This is a genomic window from Sphingobacterium sp. xlx-96 (genome assembly GCF_011007365.1).
In the GTDB taxonomy this organism is placed as follows: Bacteria; Bacteroidota; Bacteroidia; order Sphingobacteriales; family Sphingobacteriaceae; genus Sphingobacterium; species Sphingobacterium luzhongxinii.
In genome coordinates, this window is the sequence record NZ_WFKM01000001.1 from 338322 (window position 1) to 355406 (window position 17085).

At 40.4% G+C, this 17085-nt stretch carries 7 protein-coding genes and 1 pseudogene; 2 read left to right on the top strand and 6 right to left on the bottom strand.

The genetic code is table 11. The features are described 5' to 3' along the window. Positions 1-15 precede the first annotated feature (15 nt). The 6 genes and pseudogenes from G7B20_RS19710 to G7B20_RS01635 form a co-directional block, all read right to left on the bottom strand. Positions 16-389, bottom strand: a pseudogene (locus tag G7B20_RS19710) (hypothetical protein). 25 nt (positions 390-414) lie between these two features. Further along, complete coding sequence (arsB, locus tag G7B20_RS01615; RefSeq protein WP_164108286.1) at positions 415-1446, bottom strand: ACR3 family arsenite efflux transporter; 1032 nt, start codon at positions 1444-1446, stop codon at positions 415-417. 8 nt (positions 1447-1454) lie between these two features. Further along, complete coding sequence (locus tag G7B20_RS01620) at positions 1455-2063, bottom strand: low molecular weight phosphatase family protein (protein WP_164108287.1); 609 nt, start codon at positions 2061-2063, stop codon at positions 1455-1457. An 11-nt stretch (positions 2064-2074) separates the two neighbouring features. Continuing rightward, complete coding sequence (locus G7B20_RS01625) at positions 2075-2530, bottom strand: DUF6428 family protein (RefSeq protein WP_164108288.1); 456 nt, start codon at positions 2528-2530, stop codon at positions 2075-2077. 99 nt (positions 2531-2629) lie between these two features. Beyond that, positions 2630-2956, bottom strand: coding sequence for an ArsR/SmtB family transcription factor (locus G7B20_RS01630; protein ID WP_079644337.1), 327 nt, complete (start codon positions 2954-2956; stop codon positions 2630-2632). Positions 2957-3144: 188 nt separating this feature from the next. After that, positions 3145-11823, bottom strand: a complete 8679-nt coding sequence (locus G7B20_RS01635; RefSeq protein WP_164108289.1) for a GH36-type glycosyl hydrolase domain-containing protein — start codon at positions 11821-11823, stop codon at positions 3145-3147. Positions 11824-12490: 667 nt separating this feature from the next. Here G7B20_RS01635 and G7B20_RS01640 point away from each other — a divergent pair. Both G7B20_RS01640 and G7B20_RS01645 read left to right on the top strand, forming a co-directional pair. Beyond that, positions 12491-13375: an ABC transporter ATP-binding protein gene (locus G7B20_RS01640; RefSeq protein ID WP_164108290.1), complete on the top strand. Its 885-nt coding sequence runs from the start codon at positions 12491-12493 to the stop codon at positions 13373-13375. Further along, positions 13368-17021: an ABC transporter permease/M1 family aminopeptidase gene (locus G7B20_RS01645; RefSeq protein WP_164108291.1), complete on the top strand. Its 3654-nt coding sequence runs from the start codon at positions 13368-13370 to the stop codon at positions 17019-17021. The genes G7B20_RS01640 and G7B20_RS01645 overlap by 8 nt, the downstream gene beginning before the upstream one ends. Positions 17022-17085: the final 64 nt, after the last annotated feature.

A 17085-nucleotide genomic window follows, 5' to 3' on the forward strand; every position in this document is an offset into this window, starting at 1 on the left:
AGTTAGACGAGCTAACTATAGGGCTGGTTCGGGAATGCTGGAACTGAAAGTAACAGGCGCAGTAATTGCTGGAATTAGTTTCTTCTTAAAATCCTCTTTGAATATGTTGACCGATCCGAATTGGGAAAACCAACTATCTGCAGCCCCGCTGATATGTAACTTAAACCGATCCTCTTTCAACTTGGCTAGTAAATAACAAAAAGCAATTTTGCTGGCATTATTAATCGTTCGGAAAAGACTCAGGTTTATGAAGTAGCCATTTAGAGATAAACCCAAAACGCCACCTACCAGCTTTCCATCATGGTTTCTACGCTATAGACTATTCCCATTTCGTGGAGTTCTAACATGACCTTAATATATTCAGGTGTTATCCATGTCGTTGTTTTCATTATCTCGTAACTTTGGTATAAAAAGTTAACTATAATATTTCTTTTTGAGCCATAAACTCGCTCTCACGAGAGCAATGAGTACAGGGACTTCTACAAGAGGTCCTATAACGCCAACAAAGGCTTGTGGAGAATGTATACCGAAGACCGCTATGGCTACCGCTATAGCTAGCTCAAAATTATTACCTGTGGCGGTAAAGGATATCGCTGCATTCTTGTCATAGGCTACACCCATAGATTTGTTTATGAAAAAACTGATAAAGAACATCAGAATGAAATATACCACCAGCGGTACTGCGACTTTCAGCACGAGCATAGGCAACTGTACGATCTGCTCCCCCTTAAGGCTGAACATCAATACTATGGTGAACAATAAGGCGTATAAGGTAAAAGGTGAAATGAATGGTAGAAATTTAAGGGTATACCAATTTACGCCTTTTATCTTTGATAGATATCTTTGGGTTAGAAAACCCGCTAAAAAAGGAATGCCTAGGTATATCAGTACACTTTTGATGACTTCGCTCATCTCGATGGAAATAGCATACTCTGCAAAACCAAAATAAGCCGGCAACACATTGATAAACAACCAGACAAACATACTATAGAAAAGTATTTGAAAGACACTGTTTAATGCTATAAGTAGAGCTGCATATTCTCGATTTCCTTTTGCTAGGTCATTCCAGACGATCACCATAGCTATGCATCGAGCAAGGCCAATGAGAATAACACCTACCATGTAATCTGGCTGGTTTCTTAAAAAGATAACAGCTAGAATGAACATGAGGATTGGACCTACCAGCCAGTTGAGTATCAGGGATAAACTAAGCACCTTTTTATCTTTGAATGCTAATGGCAGTAAATTGTACTTAACCTTGGCCAATGGCGGGTACATCATTATAATCAAGCCGATCGCCAATGGAATGTTGGTTGTACCAATAGATAGTTTATCCATCATATCGGATATTCCAGGAAATATATTCCCAAGGAGCACACCCAGTGCCATAGCGAGAAAGATCCAAAGGGTAAGGTATCGGTCCAGAAACTTCATTTTTACCTGCATAGTTTGTATTATTTAATTTGTGAAAAGACGTAAAACATTTCTGCAGCTATTTCTAAACTTCGGTTGTGATATACCTCATCCTGCTGGGGGGTGTTGTCCGACAATTTTGGATCTTCAAAGGTAATGGGTATCCGTTTCTCAGCACCGGGGATGAAAGGGCATCCGCCATCTGCCTGCGAACAGGTCATAATTGCTGCAAAATCAGACTGTGGATTGAATGGATCATCGTATTTTTTGGAAAATCCGATAATAGGCAGCGCATTGATATCGTACTTCAAGGCATAGATAGGGTTAGGAGCTTCTGAAATAATTTGAACATCCACGCCCTGATTTCGGAGTGTGTCGGCGATTTTTGGAAATAGTGCCGTCTCTTCCGTACCTCCAGAATAACAATATACTTTTGGTACCTGATAATGTGCTGCTGCAATCTGTGCCCAGACCTGGCATAGGTGACTGCGTCTCGAATTGTGCGTGCATATAAAGTTGAGGTTTATATCTTTGCCCAAATCCAATCTATGCTGAATGTATTCAACCAAAGGACGTAAGATGGGATTACGACCTTGGCTGATCTCCAATTTCTGAATGAACGAAATAGTATCGGTTAACTTTGAATACATAATAGATTTTTTTAACAACAGCCGGAGCCTGGTGTACAACTATTTGAATTAGATTCGACTACGTTCAGACGTTTCGGTATACCACAGGCGTCTTCCGCTAAGCATGCTGTGGTTTTACTCGTTAGAATAAAATGTTTACCATTAAAGTCCAGGCCATATTTTCCAATAGTGCCGCTTTGATACTCGACTTCAATCTCGTAGTCGCCAATGTTTAAGGTCTTTTCGGATAGTTCGATAATGTGCAATAATTTTCCTGGCTTCAATCTGTGCTCGTAGTCGTCTGCATTCCATAATTGGAAATTGACCGTGTTTTCTGTTCGTGTCACACCACCACAATCAATAAAGTGTTTATTGATTTGGCCGACTTCGGTCACATGAAAATTTTCTGGCACAAAAGAGCCGTCTTCCAATTGAAAAGCTACATTCTCCAGTGTAGGTAGAATTGTTTTGATTTCTGATAGTTTCATCGTGTTTTAAATTTAAGTATCGTTATATTACGATATAAGTGAGCAAAAAAAAGCAAGAGCAAAATAGACTGTTCATATTCATTTGCTTATGAATCAAGTCTAACAGCATTTAGTACTGCTTGCTGAAATTATTATAGCTGCAAAATATTGTTTCAATACGGCGAACGTTGACTCTTCTATGCAGTAACATATAGATGTACCTTCAATGCTACCTTTAATGAGACCTGCGTTTTTTAATTCCTTAAGATGTTGTGATATGGTCGACTGAGCCAAAGGCAGTTCATCTACAATATCACTGCAGATGCATGCATTAACTTTTAGAAGATGTTCTATTATCGCAATACGTGCAGGATGCCCCAATGCTTTCGCAATGTTGGCAATCCTATTTTGCTGATCGGTAAAGTGATTTGTTTTACTTACGCCCATAGTATCTTTGTGTATCGCAATATTACGATATATAGTTGAGCTATCAAAATAAAATTTAATTGCTATCATTTTTCGGACTGCTGAATTCTGGCCTAAATGCTAGTGGTTATGTTTTTTGTCCGTTTAGTAAAGTTTCTTTCTGTCGGTTTGTAATAAATAGATTTTACGTTATGGTCATATGTCCCTAATTATTTATTAATAACAACCTCTACTTGGTGTAGCAGACCATCATCGATTAATAGAATGGTATCTCCTTCACCTTGCTGATCATCTATTTTCCAGTGACTGAAAGGAGCGTCGAGACTCTGTAACAGGGTGATGTTGTAAGTCGTAGAATGGTATTTATAAGCGATATTTACCGATGGCCAAGTTAGCGGAAAACAGGGTTTAAACCGTAATCGGTTGACCGATAGTTCTAGACCAAGTAGCGAATTAATGATAAACTGGTACATCCAGCCAGAAGATCCCGTGTACCAAGTCCAACCACCCCTGCCTGGGTTTAATTCATTTGCATAGACATCTGCTGCCATTACATAAGGTTCCACTTTGTAGGTATCCACGGCGGCCAGATCTAACGTATGCGTGATAGGGCTTAACATATCAAATAATTCCCAGGTTTTTTTTCTGTTTCCCAATGAGGCAAAGGCCATTAAGCTCCATATTGCAGCGTGAGTGTACTGGCCTCCATTCTCTCTCACTCCAGGTATATAACCTTTTATATATCCTGGGTTGGGCTCATCTGACCTGTCAAAAGCAGGAGTAAGAAGCTGGATTATTTTTAGTTTTCTGTTTACTAAATGTTTATCCAGTGCATCCATTGCCTTCATCTTTCTGTCTTCAAGTCCCGCAGTGGAGAGCACAGACCAACTCTGGGCTATGGCATCAATTCGACAGTCTTTATTCTGTTTAGAGCCAAGCGGCGTACCATCGTCGAAATAAGCGCGCAAGTACCATTCACCATCCCAACCTTCAGTTTCAATAGCAGATTGAAGGGCGCTAGATTCCCGAGAGCAAGTTTCCGCAAACATAATATCATTACGGTTTTTAGCTATGCTTTCGAATCTGCGAAGCACGTCATAGAGAAAAAAAGCCAACCATACGCTCTCACCCATACCTCTATTTCCCACCCGGTCCATCCCATCATTCCAGTCTCCTGAACCAATCAATGGTAATCCATGTGTGCCATAATCGAGGCTACATGCTATTGCCTTTGTACAATGTTCGTATAAGCTTCCGCATCCATTCCCACTGACTGGCAAGTCATACAACGAATCCTCCTGAATATGTAATGGACGACTATCTAAAAAACCAACCACGACGTCCAGAAGTTCCATGTCTCCAGTAACTGCAATGTATCGTGATACCACATAGGGCAACCAAAGCCGGTCATCCGAGCATCGTGTACGCACACCTCTTCCTTCTGGTGGGTGCCACCAATGTTGTACATCGCCTTCCAAAAATTGTCTGGAGGCACTTAGTAGGATCTGTTCCCTAGCCAATTGGGGTTGGGTATGGAGTAGTGCTAATACATCCTGTAACTGGTCCCGGAAACCATAAGCACCTCCTGATTGATAAAAGCCACTTCTTGCAAATAGTCGACTTGCCATGGTTTGGTAGGTTAGCCAGCCATTTGCCAGTATGTTAGTCGCTGTATCTGGTGTATTTATTTTAATGGTATCGGTGATATTGTGCCAGTACGTTTTTGCTTCTTCCAGTGATCTTGCGTTTATGGAAGTATCAGATAGCTTTTGAAGTAGTTCATTTACTTCGTTGATATGGATTCCGGCACCTAGCTGAAAGGTGATTTCCCTTTCTTCTCCTTCTAATAAAGTGAATTTTGTTTGGATAGCGGCACAAGGATCCATAGCAGCCCCACGTCTTCCTGAGAGCTTCTTCCGGTATAAAGCTTGAGGATCTTTTAAATTTTTGTTTCTACCTATAAATTCTGCTCGATCTGTCGTGAAACTAAAGCCCGGTATATTCACCTTGAAGAATGCTACATAGTCAGAAAAGGCAGCATTATAATGATTTCTAAATAATAATGCACCTGATTTGCTGTCGAATTCTGATAGAATATGCATATTGGTCTTCGATCTTACATCTCCCAAGATGATCTCTACGAATCCTGTTGCCGATAGGTACCGCATTCTTCCCGAATTGTTTTTTATTTTCAGTGTGACAAATTTGATAGGTAGATCTTTATCTACATACACACACATTTCAGAAGATATACCTTGCTCCATACATTCAAACGTCGAAAAACCCAAACCATGTGTAACCCGGTAAACAGTCTTTGCAATAGCGGGAAAGGGCGATGGAGACCAAAAAATGCCGCTCTCCTCGTCTCGAATATAGAAGGCTTCGCCAGATACATCACTGATAGGGTCATTGTTCCAAGGCGTAATCCGATATTCATGCGCATTGATAAACCAAGTATAAGCCGACCCGCTCTCGGATATCACTGTCCCAAAGTTAGAGTTGGCAAGGACATTCACCCAAGGGAGAGGTGTGGTTTTGGTTCTATCGACCATAAAGCTGTAGCTGTTGCCAGCTCTTGAAAAACCGCCCATCCCATTGAAACATTGAAGATCAGTTGGAAGGGATATTGGTGGTGCAACACTGTTCATTACTTTTTGTTTTGTTTGCAGTAACGGGGGAAGGGCTATACCTGGGACTCGTCTGTTTATCTGTTCGGATAAGGATCCCTTGTCATCGTATATGATCACGCGAGCAATACTTTCGAAAAATATATGGTCTTGTGATGAAATCTGATCGACCGCTTGGATGTATACTTTTCCAGGTTTAGTGCTGGATGGTATTAAAGCTGATATTTGTTCATGAGAAATATTTCGATAGGAACCATAGTCTTCGTTCCATATCACTAGATCAACAGCTAGTCCTTTTAGTTGCCAATAGGAGTGAGCTTGGATCATTTGCCTTACCAGATCGATGTTTCCTATATCGGTGATGCGTAATAATACTATCGGAAGATCACCTGATATAGAGTAGTTCCATAAGCTTGGTTGTCCTTTGACATTTTTTAGTATCACAGATTCGTCTGCGCGTAAATCGGCGTTGGCATATATAAGCGAAGCAGCTATTCGGTCATACAATTGAGCGTCTCCTTCTGTTGCGTTGATTTGTCGTAGTAATACCTGATTGTGCGTCCAAAAGAGTTCAAAAGCACGGTTTTTTAGGTGTTGGTCTTGATACTTGCGCATTAGATTCTCACATGCGTCGTTGCCATCACAAATCCCGTATATCAAATCAAAAGTAGCTGTCTGACCAGGTTTGATATGGATTCTATATCGAATGGCCATCACAGGATCAAGAACATCTCCCTGCGCACCTGAAAGCAGCTTTGTATCCATGGCCTGTGGATGGACTAAGGTTTTTCCCCGGCCTATAAAACGCATTCGGTCTGTTTCGTAGGATATTTCCTCTATCTCGGCACCTTTTACATCCATTAGATGAAATACCCAAGGAGATTTTTCTTCTACCGAACGCGGCCTCCGGGTACAAATTATAGCTTTATGTTTGGTTACAATTTCAGTCTGAACAAATAGATTGCTGAATACTGGATGAGCTTCATCAGAAGCCTGGCTAGCAATTACGACCTCGCAATAACTGGTTATTTCTAGCACGCGAATAGATTGTGTTTTATTCAAAATCCTGATCCGGCGCATTTCGGTGTCATCTTCAGGTGAGATGATAACCTCCGTTTTGGTTTCTATGCCTTGATCGTGTCGCTTGAACTCCACATGACCATGTGAAAATACCGCTCCATAATCTTTGGGCGGATAAAGTGTCGGTTGATAGGTGTTGGACCAAAAAAATCCGGTATCCACATCTTTGATATAGCAAAATATACCATGGTGGTCTCTAGTAGCGTCTTCTCTCCAGCGGGTTATAGCTATCTCGTTCCATCGACTGTAGCCGCCACCGGCATTGGTTATCATCACTTGATAACGGCCATTGCTGAGCAGTTGAATTTCGGGCATGGTAGAGTGGGGCGTGGCAATGTGCCGGATTTCAACATCAGCTACTTTTGCGTGTGTTTCTATCAAGTCGGCTGTGTGTGCATAAAATAGCGTAGCTCTTGGGATACGTTCCTGAAGTAACAACAGCGTGGCTTGAAACCGAAGCTCGGAGACGAAGCGTTCTTGCATAGGTTTGTTGAGTAAGGTGTAGGCAAGTGACAGCAAGCCCATACCTTGATGGTGGACCATATAGCTTTGTATCAAGCTATACTTGCGATCTCTTGATAGGCGGCTAGGGGTATAGTCAATGGCTTCGTAGAAGCCAAGCTCTCCTTCAAATCCTTGGTTTTCTAGCAATTTTAGGTTATTGCAGGCCTTCTCAGGAGACATTAATAAGGCTAGCATAGATGCATAGGGGGCAATAACCAGATCTTCTTCGAGGCCTCTTTTGAGACCAAGTCCAGGGACACCAAATGCGCGATACTGGTAGTTGAGATCGGCATCTACCATATTATAGGCCGACTCAGAAATTCCCCAAGGCGTATTCCGTTTCCTGATATAATCGATTTGCCGTTTTACCGTAGCTCTGCTGGTTTGGTACAGTAGTGTGTTTTTGTAAGAGGGCATGACCAGCTGTGGCATCAGGTATTCAAACATTGAACCACTCCAGGATAGTAATATAGGTTCGCCTCCGAAGTGTGTCAATAACCGACCGAGTGCAAACCAGCTTTCTTGCGGTATTTTCCCTTGAGCGATAGCGACAAAAATTCCTAGCCTTGCTTCCGACGCCAGCAGATCATAGTATGTGTTTTCTTTCTTTTGTTCTTCCACATTATATCCGATTCGTAACAAGTTAGTCGATTTATCGAACAGAAAATCATATTCTACCGTACTCAGTTGTTCGCATTGGTCACTCAATAGGTGGATTAAGTCGCGTCTTTCTTTTGCCTGCTGGGCTGCGCGTATTATGCATTCCTGCAGTGCATTTAACCAATCATTCTCTTCAACTGTGTTCTCCATGCCTGCAAAGTGATCGCAAAACCGGGCTAGTTGCTCCGGCATCTTTATTAATGATGATATAGAAGGGATGTGATCTATCTCAGCGAGCTTTATAAATTTCTCTGGAATTGGCATTAGATCAAGCCAGGGAATTTGATTTCTCACATCGTCAATCGCGTATTTGATCTGTATAGATAGCCTACTTGTCCATCTTTTATAAGCTGTTTCATCTTTGACAGACAAATTATTCAATTTGTTTACGAGTACAAGCAGTTTGCTTAAGTTAGTTTTTATAGTAGCTAAGGTAGCTTTTACTTTCATTGCGGCATTCAGTACACTATCCATCTCATCTATTTTTGCCATATCATCTATCCCTACATATTCTCGAAGCACCGCTAGGGTGGTGTGCAATCCCTTATATACTCGTTGGCTAAATATAGGTTCGTTCACAAGACCTAAAAGTCCCTGTCGTAAAGTGAGCAAATGGCCTAATAGATTGCCACTATCTACGGATGAGACATAGCGTGGTTTTAAAGGTTCCAACGAACGCGTGTCGTACCAGTTATAAAAGTGACCTTTAAATCGTTCGAGCAAGAATAATGTATTTAACGTACTTCCAGATCTGTTTATTAGCTCTCCATTGGAGACGAATCCAAAGTCATAAGCAGTTAGGTTGGCCAGTAATGCCATGCCTATATTGGTTGGTGAGGTACGGTGTGCAATGCGTTCTACGGGTTGCTCTTGGTAGTTATCTGGCGGAAGCCAGTTTTCTTCAGCGGTTACAAACTGCTCAAAGAAAGCCCAGGTTTTTCGAGCCACTTTATGAAGAAATAACGATTGATCCTTTGATAGGGTTGTACTTTCTTCTTTGATCGGCCTGTTTAAATACCAAGAAATAGCGGGAGCCAGCATCCACAGGATCAATATAGGAAAGGCTACAAAAAAGACGCTAGAATTGATGTATAAAAACAAAACAATACAAATAACGGTCAATAGCGGAGTTATCCACATGGATCTGTAGAATACCCACAATAACTTATAGTGCGGATGTTGGGCGATCGCTGCTGAAGAGGTCCACTCTAATAGGTTCTTACGACTTACCATGACGCGCCAGTTGGCTCGTATAATCGCATCGGTAAACACGAATGCTTCATATGGTAATACTGCAATCCCAAAAATAAAGCGGATGAGCGTGTTTCTTACTGATGTCGCTACTTCTTTCAGATGTGCATTTAGCGTGAGGTCTATGGGTTTATGTAGGAGTTGCCATAGTGCAGCGGCCATTACTGGCAGGAGAATAATGAAAGATACGGTTAATGTCCAGAGCCAAGGGAAGGGCAGTATTGTCCAACCCATCAGCAGCATTGTAATTAATGTCTGTGGCAGAAGGCTTCTTCTGAGATTGTCAAAAATCTTCCATTTGGATAATAAAGACAATTTATTTCTTCGCATACGGCCACTTCTAGTGGTTACAAAAGGCAATGTCCAGGCAGCGATCTGCCAATCACCTCTCGTCCATCGGTGGCGCCGTTTTATATCGGCCTCGTATTGCATCGGATTTTGTTCGTAAAATAAGATATCGCTGACCAGTCCAGCTCTTGCATAACATCCTTCTACAAGATCATGGCTAAGGATGCGGTTGTCCGGAAAGACTTTGTGAACGCTTTTTTCAAATATGTCTACATCATAAATTCCTTTACCGATAAATGAACCTTCTGCAAAAAGATCTTGGTATACGTCCGAAGAGACCTGCGTATAGGGGTCTATACCAAAAATATCGCCTTGCATACGGAGATACAACGAAGCTTCAGATTTAGGTATACCTGAAGCAATTCGGGGTTGTAAAATGCCGTAGCCTTCTGTAACGCGTTGCTTTTCGCGGTTGTAGACGGCTTGGTTAAGCGGGTGGGTCATTGTTGCTATCAACTTCCAGGCTGCATCTCTAGGCATTTGGGTGTCCGAGTCTAATGTAATAACATATTTGACCTTCGTTAATATATCAAATCTGCCAATAATGACGGAGAATACGTTAGACCCCAATCCTCTTATCAGCTTATTCAGTGCGGCCAGTTTTCCTCTTTTTCGTTCATACCCCATCCATTTTTTTTCTTTGGGGTTCCAGGTTCTAGCACGATGAAAGAGAAAAAATATATCGTGGTCAGACGGACTATACTTCAGATTTAGCGCATTGATTTTGTCAGAGGCTGTTTGAAGTAAGAGATGGTCTCCGGATAAGCTTTCGGTCGGTGCATCTTTGAAGTCGGTCAACAGGCCAAAGTGAAGATGTTCTTCTTTATTGGCCAAAAAATGTATCTCTAGTGCCTCCAGCTGCTCTTCGATATATCCTTTACTAAGAAGGAGTGTAGGGATCACGACCAAGCTTCGGTATTCAGAGGGGATACCAGAAGAGAAGTCCATCCTTGGGAGTAATTTTGGTTTGACACACAATGTGGATATCCAGTTAATTAAAGAGATGACTAGCTGTGCAGATCCCAGTAAAAAAGTAAGCGCAATCCAAGCTAATAGTATTGTTTTTTTTATACCGTGCCAATAGGTTAGATAGAACATCCCTCCCGCAGCGATCAACGTCAATAAGAAGATAAGGGATAGATAAATAAACAAAGGCCTTTTTTCAATGGTACTATTTAACCGTTGTTTCCATGTGTAGCGCATATTGACCTCACGTTCGAGTTTATTTCGGCCGGCATCGATTAAGTAATATCCTATGTGCTTTGTTTTATATATTTGATCGTTGTTAGGATGGTCCGCTTTGGAAAGCTGAAGTGCTTTTTCTGCCACTTCCGTTTCAGAGAGCGAGGAAGACTTAGCGATAGATTCCACGACGTGTCTGTATCTATCGCGTGTTGCGAAGTCCATTAGTGGATAAGTTTCTGAAATATCTTGCCGCAACACCTGTTCTACTGTACTCAATTTTTCTACAAATTCATGCCAGTCTGTTGTATCCAGAAAGTGTAGCGTTCCTATGCTGTTACGGATCGAGACCTGTCGTGCGGCTTGCTTCTGGTTTTCAGATCGTATGAGTTCCATACTGTTGGTTCCTATTCTACCAAGTTGCTGTTCGATCCAGCTCAATGGGAGTGCCAAAGCCGAACCCTTCCCCTGAAGTTTTCTTGTAATACCTGCTACAAAAGGAGCATTTAACTCCGGCTTTGACTTGGCCATATCCGCGATAGTTACAATTAGATCATTAGGTTCTTCCTGTAGCGTATCCATCAGTTTTAAAGCCCAATAGTCGGCCAGATTATTGTCAATCATGTCCAGTGCCACCTTCATAGCTAATCTCCGCAAATTCTCAATGACAGCAAGTCGCAGCATGATAGGGATTGCCCATAGTTCGCCAAGGGTCAATGTTGCGATAGATTGATAAGATGACATGAAGTCCATTAGACTTTTCATTCCTACCCATGCATCACTATGTGAGATGTTTTCCAATACGATGCCATATACCCGGGGCAACCCTATCGAAATGCCGTTTGCTAACGAAGGTAACCCTTCACTATATCCTTTGGGTAAGTGCTTTCGGGCAATTACAATTTGTTCCGCTATAAAGTAGAAATTGTCGAGTAACCATTCCGCTGCCGGAGTTATAGTTTTGTCCGTTTTAAGACCTTCTAATAGTAGGTTACGCACCTCCAGCAATGTTTTTTCATTGTCATCCAGTCTTTTTAGTAGTTGATCACTAACGTTTTTATCCGATAGTTTATGTGATTTAGCTAATTTCTTAGCGAGATCGATCATCTGCTCATTGTTGAAAATATCGGATCTAAAGGATTCATCTGTACCGTTATTCCAGTAGTTATAGTTCTTCTGGAAATATCCTTTCAATCGGGATAGCATTTCTAAAACGGTATTTGTATCCACTTTCATATTATGATCAGTATTAAAAAAGCAACTCTGATTTTATTTTTGATGCGTTTTAAGAGAAGTTTATTTGTTAAGAGTTGTTCTTTGAGTAAGATTTATCGGTGATGAAAAAAGATCAGAAGTAAAAGGATAACAATGATGTTTAATTTTTGTTTTAACTATTTAAAAATAATACTGTTATGCTGTTGTTTTTGATGGTAATGGAATCTAAAAGTCTAATTAATGGTATACACACTTTATAGGACACTGCCTCGAGATTGTTCCATTTTTGCTTCATCTTCTGGCTCATTTGCATCATTGCCTAGCTAATTTGATATAGCGGCTAGCACAAAAGGACTCTTAAAATGATATGTATCTTCATCGAGATAGGCATTTACATAAGTGGAAACGTATAGGGAATCACGTTTGCCCAATATGTTGGCATGAAAATAAAGTGCTTTTTTACAGCGATGGTACATTTCGGATATGATCTTCTCAACGCCTTGTGTTAAAAGGCTGAAAAGTTGATTAATTTAATGTACAAGAAGCTGTAAATAATAAAATTAGCGGTTTGTGGCCACAATCGGAATGACTTCTTTTAATACTTTCTAGGTAAATTTTTGTTTAATACTGTAACATTTCCCTCGTGCGAGCTACTAACTAAGTAACTAATTACAAAATTATTCAAAATATGAGCTTAAAAATTAACCAACTGACAAAGACTTATAGTAATGGTGTACGTGCACTTGATGGTATAGATTTAGAAATTGGCGTGGGGATGTTTGGGCTTTTAGGACCAAATGGGGCCGGTAAATCTTCTTTGATGCGTACGATAGCTACCTTGCAATCTGCAGACGCTGGCTCCATCTTGTTTAATGGTGTGGATGTATTTGCCAGTCAGATGGATTTTCGAAAGGTATTGGGGTATTTGCCGCAGGATTTTGGTGTTTATCCGAATTTGTCGGCAGAGGAGTTGCTGTCCTATTTTGCGCAGCTAAAAGGAATATCCTCCGCTTCAGACCGAAAGAAAATAGTGAAAGAAGTCCTGGAAGTAACCAATTTGTATGACGTTCGGAAGAAAAGTGTGAGTGGTTATTCAGGTGGGATGAAGCAACGTTTCGGTATCGCTCAGTTGTTATTGAATAAACCCAAACTTATTATAGTTGATGAGCCTACAGCAGGGCTAGATCCGGCTGAGCGCCATCGGTTCTTGAATGTATTGAGAGAGATCGGTACATCCAATACGGTAATATTTTCTACGCATATCGTGGATGATGTACGTGAGTTGTGCCATGAATTGGCTATTGTGAATGGAGGCCGTGTGCTGTATCGCGGTACTGCGCAGGCTGGAGAAGAAGCCTTACGGAGAAAAATCTGGAGTACGGTGATTTTGAGAGACGAGTACGAGGCATTAAGCAACGAAAAAAATGTGATTTTTGCTAACTATAACCCGGACAATACCCTGAATGTACGCGTATATAGTGAAGAGAGCCCAGGGGACAACTTTTCAATAGCCAAGCCGATTTTAGAAGACGTATATTTTGTTTCACTTAAAAACGATACGGCTCATGTTTAGTACTATTTTTAAGTTTGAAATCAAGCGTTGGCTTAATACGCCGGCCCTTTATATTTATTGCTTTGTCTTTTTTATCTTGTCGATATTCGTGATGGCATCGGCGTTAGGTATGTTTGATGGAGCGACAGGTACAACTTCAAGTCCGATCAAAGTCAATTCACCATTGAATATAAACGGTTTTTTAAACGGACTATCTACTTTTGTATACTTTTTACTACCTACGATCATAGGAGCTGCCGTATATCGAGATTTTAAATATCAGGTACACAGCGTTTTGTTTTCCTATCCGCTGACAAAAGGAACCTATTTGTCTGCCAAGTTTCTGAGCGCATTAGTCATTACCATTTTGGTGGTTTTTACAACTATAATTGGGTTCGTTGTAGCCCAGTATCTGCCTGGTATCAATAAGGACTTGCTAGGTCCTACGCGTGCTTGGGCATATTTACAGGCCTTGGTGCTGTTGGTTATTCCCAACTTAATACTATTTGGCGCAATGGTTTTTGGTTTGGTAACTTTCAGTCGGAATATTTATGTGGGCTTTATCTTTGTCCTTCTGTTATTTGTATTCCAATCATTGTTGAGTACATTGACACAGGATATGGACAATAGGTATCTGGTAGCACTTCTTGATCCTTTTGGTTTCGAACCTATTCAGTATTATACTAAATACTGGACTATTGAAGAACAAAATACGAAGGATTTACCATTTATGGGGGTAGTATTATATAACCGTTTGATATGGTTAGGCGCTGCTGCACTAATTCTAGGGTTTGTTTATTACACATTTTCATTTGCACAAAGCGTCTTTACGTTTTCTCGAAATAAGAAAGGTGATCGCGTAGTCAAAGATAATTTTGGCAGCATTATCCGAGTGAAATTATCGGATGTTAACTACAGTTTTTCTTTTCTTTCTTACTTAAAAGTAGCGTGGAATATTTCGCAATACGACTTTAGGTATATAGTTCGTAATTGGACTTTTATTGTCATTATGGTGATTACAGTGCTTATGGTGCTTGTAGTTGCCTCTACCGCTGGGCAGATGTATGGTACGGAGACTTACCCTGTAACCTGGAAAATGCTTGATACAATAGGGGGGGTATATAGTTTCTTTTTACAGATTCTGATTTTTCTTTTTGCAGGTATGCTCATCCAAAGAGCTCAAACAGATCGGATGAATCTTTTGATTGATGCTACCGCAGTTCCTAACTGGACAATGTTACTTTCCAAGTTTTTAGCATTGTTAAAAATGACCTGCCTTGTACTAGTAATTAGTATGCTTTCGGCGATCATGTATCAGATGTATCAAGGATACTATCACTTTGAAATAGGGAATTATGTAAAGGAACTTTTTGGCTTAGATATGATGAAGTATCTAATTCTTATCTTATTTGCCTTATTTGTTCAGTCCCTGTTCAAAAATTACATGGCAGGATTTATGCTGTGTCTGTTCGTTACTATCGGAGTACCGATGCTTTCTAAGATTGGCGTAGAACAAGCTATATTTAAGTTCAATAGTGGCCCGGGCTATAGCTATTCCGACATGAATGGGTATGGGATGTTTAAGGACTATATGATTTATAAAATCTATTGGTTACTGTTTGCTATGGTGCTGACATGCATGGCACTTTTGTTTTGGAAACGTGGCATACTATCCAGTGCAAAAGAACGGTTGACAATTGCTAGACTACGTTTTAAACCAGCGATCTACCTGCCGCTGATTGTTTTTTTGGGTTCGTTTCTCAGTTTGGGGGGAGCTATTTATTACCATAACAATGTTTCGGAGCGCTATGTATCACAAATAGAGAAGGAGTTGGAACGTGTTACCTACGAACGCCAGTATAAACATTATCATAAGCATGCTCAACCTCGAATTGTTGATACCAAAGTCCTTTTGGATATTTATCCAAGTGAACGAAATTATTATGCAGAGGTACTTTTTAAAGTTGAAAACAAAAGTAAAGTAGCTATCGACACATTGTTAATCAACTATTCGGAGGATCTGCAACATATGGAAATAGGTAATGATGCACATCTGGTAAAACGGGATTCACTATTGTACGTCAATATTTATGCCTTGCGTAAACCTTTAATGCCAAAGGAGAGCATGGAGATAAAAAGTGTATTGAAGAACAAAGCAAATACATTTTTGAAAGATAAATCTCCTATTCTGGAAAATGGAACATTTCTTAATAATAGCTTGTTCCCAAGTATCGGCTATAGCGATAGTTACGAATTGGTGGATAATGAAGTGCGCGCAAAGTATAAACTGCCAAAGCGAGATCGTATGGCCGATCCAACGGATAGCGCTGCGCTAGCTAATACATATATTTCTAATGAAGCTGACTGGATTCAGTTCGAGACTACAATTAGTACTGCTGAGGATCAGATTGCCTTGGCACCGGGCTATCTGATCAAGGAGTGGGTGAAGGATGGACGGCGGTATTTTCACTATAAGATGGATCAGAAGATGTTAAATTTTTATTCATTTATTTCTGCGCGATATGCTGTTAAGAAAGAGAAGTGGAATGGAATTAATCTGGAAATCTATTATCATAAGGATCATACGTTTAATTTGGATCGAATGATGACATCTATGAAAAAATCCTTAGGATATTACGGAGCAGAGTTTAGTCCTTATCAATTTCAGCAAATGCGTATTGTTGAGTTCCCTCGTACGCATGGTACTTTTGCTCAGGCTTTCGCTAATACAGTACCTTTTTCGGAAGCAATCGGTTTTATAGCTAAGGTGGATGATGATAATCCTGATCAGGTAGATTATCCATATTCGGTGACTGCGCATGAACTGGCACATCAATGGTGGGCACATCAAGTGATAGGAGCCAACGTAAAAGGAGCTACAATGCTATCCGAGTCTCTGGCCGAGTATAGTTCGCTAAAAGTTTTAGAGCATACCTATGGAAAAGGACAGATGCGTAAATACCTTAAAGAAGGATTAGATAGCTATCTACGTGGCCGGACTATGGAACAATTGAAGGAAAATCCATTGATGTTTAATGAAAATCAGCAATATATACACTATAATAAAGGGTCGTTGGTGATGTATGCAATGAGTGATTTTCTTGGTGAGAAGGTATTCAATTCATTTTTAAAGCAATATATCGCTCAGGTGGCATTTCAAGATGCGCCTTATACGACCTCATTAGAATTTGTTGATCTCTTGAAAAGAAATACCCCGGATTCCCTACAATACGCTATTAAAGATATGTACGAGACTATTACTTTATACGATAATACAATGCGGAAAGTAACTTTCAAGAAAATAACAGAAGGTAAATATCAGCTAGAGATTGAATTTAATGTAGCAAAGTACCGTGCAGATGACAAAGGGAAGCGTGTGTATAGCGAAGGACGCAATGCCATGGATAGTCTGAAAACTACGATTGACGGTAAAGAGATTGTATCATTACCCTTGGCGGACTATGTGGAGATCGGTGTTTTTGCAGAACCTAAGAAATCGGATCATGGTTTTCAGACGGAACAGGCAATCTACCTGGAAAAACATAAAATAAATAAGATCGATAATAAAATTACGCTATTTGTGGACAAAAAGCCATTTGAGGTAGGCGTAGATCCTTATAATAAATTGATCGATACCAACTCGGAAGATAACCGAAAACGTATTTAGTACACTGTTGTTTTTTTTAAGGGAGGCAATTTTAGAATTAGCCTCCTCTTTTTTTGAAAATGTT

What these genes read in the sequence shown, in the direction of transcription:
- arsB (WP_164108286.1), bottom strand. Translation starts at nt 1,446, where the DNA reads ATGCAGGTAAAAATGAAGTTTCTGGACCGATACCTTACCCTTTGGATC.
- G7B20_RS01620 (WP_164108287.1), bottom strand. Translation starts at nt 2,063, where the DNA reads ATGTATTCAAAGTTAACCGATACTATTTCGTTCATTCAGAAATTGGAG.
- G7B20_RS01625 (WP_164108288.1), bottom strand. Translation starts at nt 2,530, where the DNA reads ATGAAACTATCAGAAATCAAAACAATTCTACCTACACTGGAGAATGTA.
- G7B20_RS01630 (WP_079644337.1), bottom strand. Translation starts at nt 2,956, where the DNA reads ATGGGCGTAAGTAAAACAAATCACTTTACCGATCAGCAAAATAGGATT.
- G7B20_RS01635 (WP_164108289.1), bottom strand. Translation starts at nt 11,823, where the DNA reads ATGAAAGTGGATACAAATACCGTTTTAGAAATGCTATCCCGATTGAAA.
- G7B20_RS01640 (WP_164108290.1), top strand. Translation starts at nt 12,491, where the DNA reads ATGAGCTTAAAAATTAACCAACTGACAAAGACTTATAGTAATGGTGTA.
- G7B20_RS01645 (WP_164108291.1), top strand. Translation starts at nt 13,368, where the DNA reads ATGTTTAGTACTATTTTTAAGTTTGAAATCAAGCGTTGGCTTAATACG.